This is a genomic window from Cyanobium sp. PCC 7001, from assembly GCF_000155635.1.
Lineage (GTDB): Bacteria > Cyanobacteriota > Cyanobacteriia > PCC-6307 > Cyanobiaceae > NIES-981.
The window spans coordinates 1,242,367-1,255,156 of sequence record NZ_DS990556.1 but is presented as its reverse complement, the minus strand read 5'-3'; the positions used below and the strand labels follow the sequence as shown (position 1 = coordinate 1,255,156).

The following is a 12,790-nucleotide window of genomic DNA, read 5'->3' as shown; positions in this document are numbered from 1 at the left end:
GATCAGTTGCTGCTGATCGTGGCCAGGGCCTCCATCAGGCCCTGGCTCTCACCTTCGGTGGTGCAGATGTGGGTGCAGGCCCGCAGGCAGGGCGGATCGTCCAGGCTGCGAATCCAGAGGCCCTGCTCCCCCAGCCACTTCACCACCGCTGGGGGGTCGAGTCCAGGCAGCGCGAAGCTCACCAGTCCGGCCGGGGGTGGAACCTGCAGCAGGGTCTCGAGCCCGGCGATCGGCCCCAGCCCCTGCCAGAGCACGCCGGCGCTTTGCCGGATCCGAGCCGCCCTTTCCTGGTCAGTGCCCTCGGCCTCCAGCAGCCGGAGCGATTGATCCAGGCCTGCAAACAGGGGGATGCAGGAGGTGGCCACCTCGAAACGGCGGCCGTCCGTATGGAAGCCGCTGTCCGCGGTGGCTTCATGGCTGAGGCTGCGCCAGCCGATCAGGGTGGGACGGGACTCGGCCAGCAGCCGCTCCGACAGCGCCACTACCCCCAGCCCCTCCGGTCCACAGCACCATTTGTGGCCTGTGCACGCATAGATGTCCGCGGCCTGGGCTGCCGCCTGGGCGGGAATGCAGCCGAGGGCCTGGGCCGCATCCACCAGCAGCCAGGGCTGGGCCGGATGACCCTTCAGCGTCTCGGCTGCTCCGGCGATGGGCATGATCTGGCCCGTGTTCCACAGCAGGTGGGAGAGCACCACCAGCCGGGTGCGGGGGGTGAGCGCCGCCTCCAGACGGTTCAGCACGGCCGCATCGGTGCTGGCGGCGTCGCCGCGCAGATCGCCCACGGCCCAGGTGCGCACCACCAGGCCCTGGCGGTGCCCCAGCTCCCGGCAGGCGGCCACCACGCCGGGGTGCTCACAGTCGCCGATCAGCAGTTCATCGCCTGGCGTCCACGGCAGACCCCACAGCGGCAGCACGCAGCCGCTGGTGACGTTCTCGGTGAAGGCCAGCCGGTGGGGCTCCACCCCAAGCCAGCCGCCGAGCCTGCGGCGCAGACCCGACACGGTGGACTCCACGAACGGCCAAACTGCATCGGTGAAGGGCCCCAGCTCCTGGATCCGCTGCCAGGCGGCCACCATGGCCTCCAGGCTGGGATTGGGGAGGGGGCCCTGGCCGCCGTAGTTGAAGTAGGTCTTGTTGGCAAGCGCGGGACAAAGATCCCTTATCATGGGTGTATCGAGGTGGCTGGTGGGTCAGGGCGACCCGAACGTTCTGGCCAGAGTCTTCCGGCCAGAACCATTCTGTGAGCCTCTAGTTGCTGCGGCCTGTGATCTTCGTACGGCCATGGCATCTTGGTCGCTATCTCTGGGCGTGATACATGGGCGGTAGATATCGCCAAAGAACCTTCGGGCCTGCTCCAGAGATCCATGACCTCCTGGTCAACGTGAACCGAATGCAGATAAGCACGATCAGAGGAGGCCTCAGATCACAGCTTTGCCATTGCGTTTCACCACGATGTCGTCCATGTAATACATGACGTCGTCAATGGGGTCATTTAAGTAAACTTTGTTGTCGCTGCTGTGGGTGTACGTGTATCGAGGGGCGTCAGCCCTGATGTAGGCAAGGCCCTGCAATCCCCACGTTGACCCCCAGCTGTTCTGCACGATCCAGAAGGGTGGCATGTTGAGTTTGATGGATTCGAGAGGCTTGCGGTATTTCTCCTCTAGGAATGGGGAAAGATATTCATTCATGTTGATTTCTCCACCCGCGAAGTAGCCAATCACCATCATGGCATGTCCACCTCCATTCATGCTGAAGTTGCTCCGCATCTTTTGAGGTAAACTCTGGATTTCCGGATTGTTTTGGTTGATCGGCATGGCCGCAATGATTTCCATTGGCTTGACAATCTTGTCGAGGAAGTCGGAATGATCGTAGATGCCTTTGCTATACCGATTGAAGGTCGGCAGTGTTGTCATGTTTCCTACCAGGCCACCTTTCTTCCAAAGAAAATTCCGCATGGCGTCCTTGTCTGTGATGGTGCCAGTTTTGGATGCCTGTACAGTCAAGCCTTTCAGGATGGCTCTCCTGGTTGAGCCGATGCTGTCCTTGATCCCTGGGACCAGCGTCGAGACGAGTTGTGGTTTTGTCAGCAGTGTAGTTGCTTTATCGATCTGCCATCCCCCAAGCCCTGTGATGCCTGTGTTGTCACAAAGGCGGCCGCCAAAGGTATACAGAAAAAAAGGATCAGGAAGCCACAGCACATGTAGATAGGACATGTGCTTTCCTGATTTTGCAATCACCGTATTCGCTGCTGCCGCAGTTGCCCAGCCCACGCAGCTTGGGCATGATCCCTGATCCAAGATCAATGGGCGCTGGCTCTGAGGAATCACATAGAAGCGTGGGTAACTCTTCCCTGTCCCAGCTGGTGCATCCGGTGTGGCTGCGCCTGGAGGCATGGCAGACGTTCCTGCGCCTGGCCCTCCAGAGAGCACCGTGGCGGCTCCAAGTCGCTTGGTAAACTCCTGGTCACTGAAGTGCGGGTTGGAAGTGGGAGTTGATTCCGTGTAGGTGCGATAATCGACGGCCCGGGCGGCAGTAATCGGGCTAGCTGAGATGGACAGCATCGATAGTGCAGTCGCCAGCCTTGTTGAGAAAGGCTTCTCTCGGGAAAGCTGCTTGAATCGGGAAAGCTTCATGATGAACAGTATCAGGACGAATTGATATCTCTCAGGTGCCTCCACCTTGATGTTGCGCTGAAGATGTGGCGATATTGTCTTAACAGATATTGATAAGCTGACTTGGCTGTGTCTGATGATACAAAAATAGTAGAAACTTGCTGTTCAGCGGGTTTGTTTCCAAGCGGTTGTGTTGATCACTTCGTCGCGCTTCAGTGTTGGCATCCCTCGAGACGGCGTGCTTGTTGTTTGCCTCCGCTGCTCTTGATCCCTGCCTTCAACTCATGGCTGGGGCAGTCCACAGATGTCCGGCCTGATCCTGTGTCTTGTTGGACCTGGACTTGAGATCTCTGCCAGCTCACGTGGGAGTGAAGACAGCAGGATCTCCGTGTTCCGGGTGGCTCTCTGGAGAGGCTCAGCAGGCGATAGCCACGATGGTCTCAGGTCTGGGTGCCATAGGTCACCTGGCAGGCGGCATTGATCAGCTGCGCCTCGGCGGGGGTGGTGGGCACCTCGCCGTTGAGCAGGCCCTCGTTGCAGTCGGCCTCCATCTGATAGGTGCCCGAGCCGTTGTACACCGCGAAGGTCACCCCCGACTCCTGCACCGGCTGGACGCTGCCGTAGTACAGCTGCCAGTTGGAGTCGGGCACCAGCACCGTGGGCTGGCGCCGTTCGATGGCGCGCTCGATGGCGTTGTTGATGATCGCCGCAGTGGCGATGGTGGTGATGCCCCACACCAGCGACTGGCCGAACCACCAGCCCCACGGTGGTGAGCTCGATCCCCAGCCGCCGTACCAGCCGCCACCCCAGGGCCGGTCGCGGTACCAGGTGCGGCTTCGTGCCCAGCCCGGATTGCCGTAGTAGTTGTTCACCACTGCCGGCCGGCGCCAGATGTCGCGGCGGCGGCTGTTGTAGGAGCGCCAGCGGTTGCTGTCCCAGTCCCGCCAGCGGTCGGAGGCCTTGCGGTAGCCGCGGTCGTAACCCCGGTCATAGCCCCGGTTGTAACCGCGGTCGCGTCCCTTGTCGAGGCCTTCGCGGTAACCGGATTTCACGCCCTTGTCGTAGCCGCGCTCCTTGCCCTCCCGCACACCCTTGCGATAGATCCGGTCGCGCTCCTCCTTGGTGAGGGTGCGTTGCGAGGGCTTCCTGTCGTTGTGTTTGTTGTTGTTGGCCTTCTTGTTGTTGCCCTTGCGATCGTTTTGTTTCTGCTCCTTTCGCTTCTGATCGTTGCGCTTGGCTTCCTGCTTTCGGTTGTCGTTCTTCCTTGGTTTGGAGTTGCGTTGCTCCGCCTGCTTCTTCTTGTTCTTACGCCGCTCTTCCTTCTCTTTTTTGTCCTTGTCCCGTTCCTTGGCAATCAGAAGTTCGGAACCCGGGGCTGGGGAAGACTGCAGCAGGGAGGCCGCGGCCGGCAACGTGCTGCTGCATGTCATCACAACAGCCATGGCCATGGCTGGCAACGCCATGGCGGAAAGGCGTTTCGATGGGTGGCTCATCGAACGGCACGGAAGACGATATCTTCACTTCTAGACGTGCCGTTGTGGAAGGGGCAACAGGGCCCACCCCCTTTGCAAAGTGGCTGGAAGCCCGGAGGTTCAGAGCACCTGGCCCAGCATCACCGCGGCCACGGCGGAAAACAGGGTGATGCCCAGCGCGGTGATCGGGTTCTGGCCCTGGGCCACGGCCACGGTGGTGACCACGCCGGCCCCGATGCAGGCCACGGCCAGCTGGGTGAAGAGTTCACCGCGGTCGCGGGGGGTGGGGCTGGGGGTCATGGCAGAGCCTGGTTCTGACGCTGACCGTAGGGAGCGCTTTCGGGCCGGCCAGGGCGGGATCGTTGGCTTGTTACCTGGCGTCGGAGTTCGTTACGCCCCGCAACCTTGAGGCCGGTCGGGCGCGGCCCGTGCTGGCCCACTGGTGCAGCGCTTCGAGCTGTTCGCGAGCCGTGCGGCTCAGGGGCACCACCTGGCTGGCGGCCATGATCAGATCGGCTTCGCCGAACTCCCGCTGTTCCGCAAAGGCCAGGTGCATCGCTTCGATCACCGTCTGTTCCAGCTCGGCACCGCTGAAGCCGGCGGTGCGGTCCACCAGCACCTCGAGGGGCAGCTGGTGGTGGGGCCGCCGACGCCGCAGCTGCAGGTCCAGGATCGCCCGCCGCTCTTCCGCGCCGGGCAGATCGAGCAGGAAGATCTCATCGAAGCGTCCCTTGCGCAGCAGCTCGGGCGGCAGCCGTTCCACCGCGTTGGCCGTGGCCACCACGAACACCGGGCTGGTCTTCTCCGCCATCCAGGTGAGCACCGTGCCGAGCACCCTCTGGCTGGTGCCGCCGTCGCTGCGGCCGTCCCCGCCCCCCATCAGGCCGAAGCCCTTGTCGATCTCATCAATCCAGAGCACGCAGGGGGCCATTGCCTCGGCCCGCTGGATCATGTCCCGGGTGCGGGCCTCCGAGGCCCCCACCAGCCCGGCGAAGAGCCGGCCCACGTCGAGCCGCAGCAGCGGCATCCCCCAGCTGTGGGCGATAGCCTTGGCCGTGAGCGACTTGCCGGTGCCCTGGGGGCCCACCAGCAGCACGCCGCGTGGCAGGGGCAGGCCATAGGCCCGCGCCTCCTCGCTGAAGGCCATGCGCCGCTGTTCCAGCCACTGCTTGAGACTCTCCAGCCCGCCGATGTCCGCCGGTGTGGAGCTGCTGGGGCAGTACTCCAGCAGCTCACTGCGGGCGATGGCCAGGCGCTTTTCCTCCAGCACCTCCGCCAGATCGTCCTCCCCCAGCTGGCCGCGGCGGGCCAGGGCCCGTGCGGCCAGCTGGCGCACCCGCTGTTCGCTGAGGCCGTGGCAGGCCGCCGTGAGCTGGCGCAGCACCGGCGCCTCCAGGGGCTGGCCGCTCGCCGCCGCGATCGAGCTCAGCAGGGCGCCGATCTCGTTGGCATCCGGCAGCGGCAGATCCAGCAGGGTGATGCAGTCGTCGAGATCCGGCGGCACCTGCCAGTCCGCCGCGGTGATGATCAGGGTGCGCGGGCTCTGGCGCAGGTCCCGGGTCAGATTGCGAAGCCGCCGGCAGATTCCGGCGTCGTCGCAGTAGCGGTGGAAGTCGCGCAGCAGCAGCAGCGCCTCCTGATCCGGCGGCAGGCCGTTGAGGCAGCTCAGGGCCGCCATCGGGTTGCGGGCCGCTTCCCCCTCCCGGTTGGGTGCCCCCTGAAGCCCCTCCACGAAATCCCAGCTCAGCAGGGTGCGGTTGCCCAGCCGGACGGCAGCCTGACGCAGCAGGGTCTCCAGCCGCTGCTCCTCCTGGCTGCGAATCCAGATGATCGGGGTGCGGGCCCGGATCATCAGATCGAGTTGGTCTGCCCAGCCCGCCGCGCTGCTCATCCAGCGTCCGATTCGCTGCGCAGCCTGGCCAGGGCCGCCCAGCGCGGATCGGTGGCGCCTGCGGCACTGCCCCAGGAGGCCGGGCCCGGGCAGGCCTGGCCGCAGCGGTTCACCAGCGGCAGGCGCAGGCTGAGCTGCTCGAAGATCCAGTGGCCCGGGTCGAAGTCCCCCCTTGGATCGAGGCTCTCGGTGAGGCTGTCGGCGTCCAGATCGAGGGCGTCGGCGCCACCGTCGGCCAGCAGCGCCTCGAGATCCGCGTGCCGCGCCGCGTCCCCCAGCCAGATCAGTTCGCGGGCCTCCACTTCCAGAGGGTGGTTGTAGTGCTGGAGGCAGCGGTCGCAGCAGAGGGTCACGATCGTGCCGGCCTGGCCTTCCACCTCGAGCACGTTGCCGCGGTGCACGGCCCGCACTGTCCCCCGCACGGGGGTGAGGCTGGCGAGGGCGGGGAGGTGTTCCTCCAGGCTCCATTCGCGGCCCAGCTCCAGGCCCTGCAGCTCCCGGATGGGCACGGGCCTCAGGCCGGTCGGGGTGGCGGGCTGTCGGGAACTCAAGGCAGCTGGGGGCTCACTTCTTGCGCTTGGGCTCGAACGGCAGCCGTCCACCCGAACCGCCAGGCCCGGCAGCCACGGTGACGGTCTGCTGGGCGCGCTGCTGGTCCAGGATCGCCTGGAGGTTCTCCGGCAGGGCCTCGCGGCTGAGCAGGAAGGTCTGCAGGGCCTGGAAGATGTTGGCCACCACCATGTAGAGCAGCACCCCGGCCGGCAGCGGGAAGAACAGGAACATGGCCGTGATCATCACCGGCGTGATCTTGTTGGCCGTGGACTGCTGCGGGTTGGGGGGCATGCCCATCCCGGAGAGGATCTGGGAGAGGAAGAGGGTGGCGCCGAAGGCCCCAACCAGACCGGCGATGTCCCAGTTGACGCTGCCGTCGGTCATGAAGCCCACCTGGCCCAGGGCCCGGATGAACAGGAAGCCGCTGCGGGCCGCCAGGCCGGGGATCTTCGCCTCCACCGTGGCATCCCCCGGGCTGAGGGCGGTGATGGTGCCGTTCTGGTCCACGCTCACCACGCCCTCACCCTTGGTGACGCTCCAGCTGGGGGAGAAGGCGTCGCCGTTCTCCACCCCGTCCAGCACCGAGGCGAAGCTGGCGCCGTCTTTGGTGTGCAGGCTCACCGTCTCGCGGCTGCCCACCCCGAGCTTGTTGCCGGCCTCGAGGCTGGCGATCACCGGCACGTGGTTGGTGCTGGTGACGAAGATGGAGTGGCTGGCGCTGTTGAAGGGCTTGGTCTCGATCGCCGCCGCCTGCTCCGCCGGCACCACCTTCAGGTTGAGGGTGTAGGGCACGTCGGCGAAGGGTGAGCCCCGCAGGGTGGCGAACAGAGCGAACAGGATCGGCATCTGCACCAGCAGGGGCAGGCACCCCGCCAAGGGGCTGCCGAACTCCTTCATCAGCTTGCCGAGCTCCTCCTGCTGCTTCTGGGGGTTGTTGGCGTAGCGGCTCTTGATCTCGGCCTGGCGCTTCTGCATCACCGGCTGGGCGATGCGCATGCGGCGGGCATTGCGGATCGAGCCGGCGCTCAGCGGGAACAGGGCGAGCCGGATCACCACCGTGAGGGCAATGATCGCCAGCCCGTAGCTCGGCACCAATCCGTAGAAGAAGTCGAGGATCGGGAGGAGCAGGTTGTCGGAGATGTAGCCGATCACGGCGGAGGGGGCCTGGGTGTAGGTGGACAGCGTGGCTCAGTGTGCCTGAGCCCTCACGGACTCAGAGGGCGGCTCAGGCCGCGATGCCCTTGGGGGCGGCGGGGCGCTTGGCCTCGCGCCGCTCCTCGATGTAGGCCTCCACCTCGCGGAAACGGGGAACCGAGCGCATCTCCAGCTTGGCGCCGTCGCTGAGCACCAGCACCATGTCGCCCCAGGCGCCGAAGCCGCGCGGCACGCTGCGCACCTCCCGGATCTGGCTGTACACCACCTGGGTGCGGTCCCGGCCCATCCAGCCGCCGTTCACCTCGATGCGGCGGCTGGTGATGCGGAAGCGCAGCCAGAGGGCCCGCACCACGGCACCCACCGCGAAGGGGAGGCCGATCACGGTGAGCCCGAACAGCAGGTTCACGATCAGGTCGCCCCGGGCCGGACCACCCTCGTAGAACACGGTTTCCTGAATCTCGCCCGGGCCCTGCTTGCTCATCGGATCAGACCTGCTCGTTGCAGAAGCTCCTGACATTCTTCCAGCAGGGCGTCGGAACTGCGCTCGGCGCAGCCGGGCCTGAGGCTCAGCAGCAGCCATACCGGACCCTCCTCGCGGCCGATCGGCTGCTGGCGCAGATGCTGATGCAGCAGGCGCCGCAGCCGGTTGCGCTGTACCGACCGCTTGTGCACCTTGGTGCTGATCACCACCCCGCAACGCCAGGGGCTGCTGCCATGCCGGCGTTGCTCGGGGGGAAGGAGCTCGGCCCTGGCGGGCTGCCAGCGCAGCATCAAAAAAGGGCCGTTCATTGGACGGCCCTTGCGGTAGAGGCTGTCGAACACCCGTTGCCCCTTCAGTCGGTGACGCTGGGGCAGGGCCACCGGCTCAGACGGCCAGGCGGGAGCGTCCGCGGCGACGACGGCTGCGGATCACCCGGCGGCCGGTGTGGGTGCGCATGCGCACGCGGAAGCCGGACACCCGCTTGCGTTTGCGGCTGGTTCCCTCGAGAGTGCGCTTGGTCATGTCGGTCTGGTCGCTCCTGGCGTCGCGGCGTTATCGGCGTTGGCTCAAGTTATCAGGCGGCCCCTCGGGGCCTGCCCTGCCTCAGTCGCTGGGCCTCAGTTGCTGGGGGGATCGATCTGGATGAGCCAGCTGCCGAGGTATCCGGAGATCGGCACATCCCCGGGGGCCTGAGCCAGGGCATTGAACTGATACATCCCCACGCTGTAGGGATTGAAGATGCTCATGTACACCCCGATCGTGTCGGTGTCGCCCACCGGGGTGTCGGGAAAGATCTCGATCGCTCCGCCGTTCTCGGCCAGCTCGATGGTGGCCGGAATCGTCTCGGTGCAGCGCGTGCGCGAGAGCATCCCGCCCTTGCTCATCTTGCAGAGCTTGACGCGGGAGGGATCGATCTTGGCGTCGAAGTGGTCGGGGATGGTGACGCTGAGCTTGAGGATCGCTGTCTTGCGGTCCTTGGGGCGCAGCATCAGGTAGTAATCCGAGCGCTTGAGCCGCTGGGTGTTGCTCATCCAGAAGTAGAGCTTGCGGTAGTCGCGGTTGTTCTCCCAGCGGAACTCCAGCAGCCCCGGGGTGCCCTGGGCCTGGGCGGGTGGCTGGAGCATCAGGGGAGCGAGGCCGCCCAGAGCGGCGGCCAGGCCAGCACCGAGAGCGGCGGCGCTCCCGAGAGCCGCCCGTGCCGCCAGGGACCGGCGTCGCGATGAGAACCCCATTGGGCCTCCATGTGTCATTGCCTTCATCCCAGCAGAGCCCATGGGGGCGTGTGGGAGGGGGTGGCCGGCCGCTTAGCTGGCGCGATCGGGTCTCAGCCGGCTCGCCGCGCGCAGGTAGGGGTGGCACGGCAGCCGCTCGGGCTCCATCCAGGCGTGGGCCAGCAGCCGGATGCAGCGCTCCAGATCCCCGGCCACCGCCATCTGCTGGCAATCCAGCAGGGCCACGTGCTCCCAGCCTGGCCGCCTGCGGGCGATGGCAGCGGGAAAGCAGGCATCCAGGTCGGCGGTGACGGAGAAGGTCACCGACAGCACCTGCTCGCCCTCCAGGCCGTTGCGCGCCACCAGGGTGTCCACCAGTTCCGCCACGGCCTCGTCGATGGCGGCCACGGTGTTGGCTGTGCAGGTGGTGGCGCCCCGCAGGGCGCGGAGTCGCAGGGGCAGGCTCATGGGCGGTAGAGCCACAGGGGCTGGCCGCCCCAGCCGAGTTCGAGGCTGAACAGCTGCAGCACCGCCCGCAGCTGGCTGCGGCCCGGGATGAGGCCGGCGAAGCGGCGCGGCGGCGCCCCGAAGGTGATCGGCCGCGTCTTCTCCACATCCAGGCCGGCCAGCTCGGCCGCCAGCCGGCGCGCGGCCTCCTCATCCCCGAGGCTGTCCACCAGTCCGAGCTCCAGGGCCTGGGCGCCGCTGAACACCCGGCCGTCGGCGAAGCTCCGCACCGCCTCCTCTTCCAGGCCGCGGCCCTCGGCCACGGCAGCCACGAACTGGCCGTAGCTGGAGTCGATCAGGCTCTGCAGCAGACCGCGCTCGGCCTCGGTGAGGGCGCGATCGGGCGAGAGGATGTCCTTGTAGAGGCCGCTCTTGACGGTCTCGAAGCTCACCCCGATCCGCTCCAGCAGCTTGGAGAGGTTGTTGCCGCGCAGGATCACGCCGATCGAGCCGGTGATGCTGCCGGGGTTGGCCACGATCTTCTCCGCGGCCACGCCGATGTAGACCCCGCCCGAGGCGGAGATGTTGCCGAAGCTGGCCACCACGCGGCAGCCCTTCTGCCGCAGGCGCATCAGGGCGGCGTGGATCTCCTGGCTGTCGCCCACGGTGCCGCCGGGGCTGTCGATGCGCAGGAGCAGGGCCGGGCATTCCCGCTGCTCCACCTGTCGCAGGGCCTTGAGAACGCGGGTTCGGGTGCCACCGCCGATCGGCCCCTCGATGGCGATCCGCGCCATGGTGCGGCGTGTCTTGCGGCGCCAGGGCCAGACCATGGGGATGTCGGAAAGTGGCTGGATCTTAAAAAGAAGGCCCGAGCCGGACCCGGCGGCGCCAACCCACCCCATGCCCCTGGCTCTGCGCTGGCCCCTGATGCTGCTGCCCTTTGCCCTGTGGGGAACGGCGATGGCGGCGATGAAGCCGCTGCTGCCGGCGGCGGGACCCCTGCCCGTGGCCACCCTGCGGCTGCTGCCCGCCGGGGCCGTGCTGCTGCTGGCGGCCTGGCTGATGGGGCGTCCGCTGCGGGTGCACCGGGCCGACTGGCCCTGGCTGCTCACCTTCGCCCTGGTGGACGGCAGCCTGTTCCAGGGCCTGCTGGCCCGGGGCCTGGTGGAAACCGGCGCCGGCCTCGGCTCGGTGCTGATCGATTCCCAGCCGCTGCTGGTGGCCCTGCTGGCCCGCAGCCTGTTCGGCGAGGCGATCAATCCGGTGGGATGGCTCGGCCTGCTGCTGGGGCTGCTGGGCATCCTCTGCCTGGGCCTGCCGCCGGCGGTGCTGCGGCACTGGTGGCTTGACGGGCCGGCCGTGCTCGACCAGCGGGCCTGGAGCCACGGGGAGCTCTGGATGCTCGCGGCCGCGGTGGCGATGGCGGTGGGCACCGTGCTCTGCCGCTATGCCGCCCGCCACAGCGACCCGGTGGCGGTCACGGGCTGGCACATGCTCCTGGGCGGCGTGCCTCTGCTGCTGCTGGCGGAAGCGCCGGCCCTGGCCGCCGGCGGCCGGTGGCTGCCCGCCTGGTCGGCAGGGCAGTGGGGCCTGATGGCCTACGCCAGCCTGCTGGGCAGTGCCCTGGCCTACGGACTGTTCTTCTGGTTCGCCAGCCGCGGCGATCTCACGGGTTTCACCTCCCTCACCTTCCTCACCCCGGTGTTCGCCGTGCTCTGCGGCGTGGTGTGGCTGCAGGAGAGCCTGGCGCCGCTGCAGTGGCTCGGAGCTGCCCTGGCGCTGGGTTCGGTGCTGCTGATCAACCGCCGCGCCCAGCTCTGGCAGGCCAGGTCCTGATGCGGATCCTCGTGGTGAGCACGCCGGTGGGGAGCCTGGGCAGCGGCCAGGGGGGCGGCGTGGAGCTCACCGCCTTCGCCCTGGTGGCGGGGCTGTTGCAAAGGGGCCACCAGCTGAGCGTGCTGGCCGCCGAAGGTTCGGTGCTGCCGCCCCGCTGCCGGCAGGCCGAACTCTGGCTGGAGGCCGGCGTGGATCAACCCAGCTGGCAGCACCGCAGCAGGTGCAGTGCCGTGGAGATCCCCGCCTCAGGGCTGCTGCCGCGCTTCTGGCGCCGTGCCCTCCATCGGCAGGCCGATTTCGCCGTGATCCTCAACCTGGCCTACGACTGGCTGCCGATCTGGCTCACTCCCCATGTGGCCACGCCGATCGCCCACCTGATCAGCATGGGGTCGGTGGGCGAGGCCATGGATGGAGTGATCGCCGAGGTGGCGGCTCTCCACCCGGATCGCTTCGCCTTCCACACCGCCGCCCAGGCGGCCGACTTCCAGCTGCCGGGGCCGCCGCGGCTGGTGGGCAACGGCTTCGATCTCGGCACGTACCGCTTCGAGCCGCAGCCGGAACCGCTGCTGGGCTGGGCCGGGCGCATCGCCCCCGAAAAGGGGCTGGAGGATGCGGCGGCGGTGGCGGCCGGCCTCGGCCTGCCCCTGGCGGTGTGGGGCGTGCGGCAGGACGAGGCCTATGCCGAGAGGGTGGAGGCCTCGGTGCCAGCCGGAACCCTGCAGTGGCGGGGGTTCCTGCCCACCGAGCGGCTGCAGGCCGAGCTGGGCCGCTGCGCCGTTCTGCTCAACACCCCCAAGTGGAACGAGGCCTTCGGCAACGTGGTGGTGGAGGCGATGGCCTGCGGTGTGCCCGTGGCGGCCTATGCCCGGGGCGGCCCCGCCGAACTGGTGCAGCCCGGGGTGAACGGGGCCCTGGCCCGCCCCGACGACCTCGAGGCCCTGGCGGAGGCCGTGCGTGTGGCCCTCGGGGTCGACCGTGCCGCCTGCCGACGCTGGGTGGAACGGCACTGGTCCCAGGAGGCGTTCGCCGAGCGGATCGAAGTCTGGCTGGAGGCCGTGGCCAGCGGGATAACGTCGCCCCAGCCGCCTGGGCCCGCGTGATCCCCGCTTCGGATCTCCCCGCCATGCCCGAGC

At 67.5% G+C, this 12,790-nt stretch carries 15 protein-coding genes; 2 read left to right on the top strand and 13 right to left on the bottom strand.

Annotated features, from left to right (window positions below):
- Positions 1-2: 2 nt before the first annotated feature.
- From CPCC7001_RS06155 to sppA, 13 genes are all read right to left on the bottom strand, one after another.
- Positions 3-1,166, bottom strand: a complete 1,164-nt coding sequence (locus CPCC7001_RS06155) for an aminotransferase class V-fold PLP-dependent enzyme (protein WP_006909647.1) — start codon at positions 1,164-1,166, stop codon at positions 3-5.
- Positions 1,167-1,418: 252 nt separating this feature from the next.
- Entirely contained in the window at positions 1,419-2,633 is a 1,215-nt protein-coding gene (locus CPCC7001_RS14770; protein ID WP_156796693.1) for a C1 family peptidase, read from the bottom strand.
- A gap of 419 nt (positions 2,634-3,052) precedes the next feature.
- Positions 3,053-4,075 (bottom strand): hypothetical protein, encoded by a 1,023-nt coding sequence (locus CPCC7001_RS14005; protein ID WP_225867187.1) that lies wholly within the window; start codon positions 4,073-4,075, stop codon positions 3,053-3,055.
- Between the two features lie 129 nt (positions 4,076-4,204).
- A complete protein-coding gene (locus CPCC7001_RS06140) occupies positions 4,205-4,384 on the bottom strand; it encodes a hypothetical protein (RefSeq protein ID WP_006911115.1) in 180 nt (59 codons plus the stop codon).
- A 70-nt stretch (positions 4,385-4,454) separates the two neighbouring features.
- Complete coding sequence (locus CPCC7001_RS06135; protein ID WP_006910026.1) at positions 4,455-5,975, bottom strand: AAA family ATPase; 1,521 nt, start codon at positions 5,973-5,975, stop codon at positions 4,455-4,457.
- A complete protein-coding gene (locus CPCC7001_RS06130; RefSeq protein ID WP_156796692.1) occupies positions 5,972-6,526 on the bottom strand; it encodes a DUF177 domain-containing protein in 555 nt (184 codons plus the stop codon). The genes CPCC7001_RS06135 and CPCC7001_RS06130 overlap by 4 nt, the downstream gene beginning before the upstream one ends.
- A 13-nt stretch (positions 6,527-6,539) precedes the next feature.
- Entirely contained in the window at positions 6,540-7,679 is a 1,140-nt protein-coding gene (yidC, locus tag CPCC7001_RS06125; protein ID WP_006910687.1) for a membrane protein insertase YidC, read from the bottom strand.
- Positions 7,680-7,752: 73 nt separating this feature from the next.
- Complete coding sequence (locus CPCC7001_RS06120) at positions 7,753-8,163, bottom strand: PH domain-containing protein (RefSeq protein ID WP_006910301.1); 411 nt, start codon at positions 8,161-8,163, stop codon at positions 7,753-7,755.
- Positions 8,160-8,543, bottom strand: a complete 384-nt coding sequence (rnpA, locus tag CPCC7001_RS06115) for a ribonuclease P protein component (protein WP_006910459.1) — start codon at positions 8,541-8,543, stop codon at positions 8,160-8,162. The genes CPCC7001_RS06120 and rnpA overlap by 4 nt, the downstream gene beginning before the upstream one ends.
- Positions 8,544-8,547: 4 nt before the next feature.
- Complete coding sequence (gene rpmH, locus CPCC7001_RS06110; protein WP_006911460.1) at positions 8,548-8,685, bottom strand: 50S ribosomal protein L34; 138 nt, start codon at positions 8,683-8,685, stop codon at positions 8,548-8,550.
- Positions 8,686-8,780: 95 nt separating this feature from the next.
- Positions 8,781-9,287: a DUF2808 domain-containing protein gene (locus tag CPCC7001_RS06105; protein ID WP_006910484.1), complete on the bottom strand. Its 507-nt coding sequence runs from the start codon at positions 9,285-9,287 to the stop codon at positions 8,781-8,783.
- Positions 9,288-9,467: 180 nt separating this feature from the next.
- Positions 9,468-9,842 (bottom strand): chorismate mutase, encoded by a 375-nt coding sequence (aroH, locus tag CPCC7001_RS06100; protein WP_006909876.1) that lies wholly within the window; start codon positions 9,840-9,842, stop codon positions 9,468-9,470.
- Positions 9,839-10,651 (bottom strand): signal peptide peptidase SppA, encoded by an 813-nt coding sequence (sppA, locus tag CPCC7001_RS06095; RefSeq protein WP_006911413.1) that lies wholly within the window; start codon positions 10,649-10,651, stop codon positions 9,839-9,841. The genes aroH and sppA overlap by 4 nt, the downstream gene beginning before the upstream one ends.
- Before the next feature lie 70 nt (positions 10,652-10,721).
- Between sppA and CPCC7001_RS06090 the strand changes: the two genes are divergently transcribed.
- Together CPCC7001_RS06090 and CPCC7001_RS06085 are read left to right on the top strand one after the other, a co-directional pair.
- On the top strand, positions 10,722-11,657 hold the full coding sequence (locus CPCC7001_RS06090; protein WP_006910534.1) for a DMT family transporter: 936 nt from the start codon (positions 10,722-10,724) through the stop codon (positions 11,655-11,657).
- Positions 11,657-12,757 (top strand): glycosyltransferase, encoded by a 1,101-nt coding sequence (locus tag CPCC7001_RS06085; protein WP_006909608.1) that lies wholly within the window; start codon positions 11,657-11,659, stop codon positions 12,755-12,757. Before CPCC7001_RS06090 ends, CPCC7001_RS06085 begins: the two co-directional genes overlap by 1 nt.
- Positions 12,758-12,790: the final 33 nt, after the last annotated feature.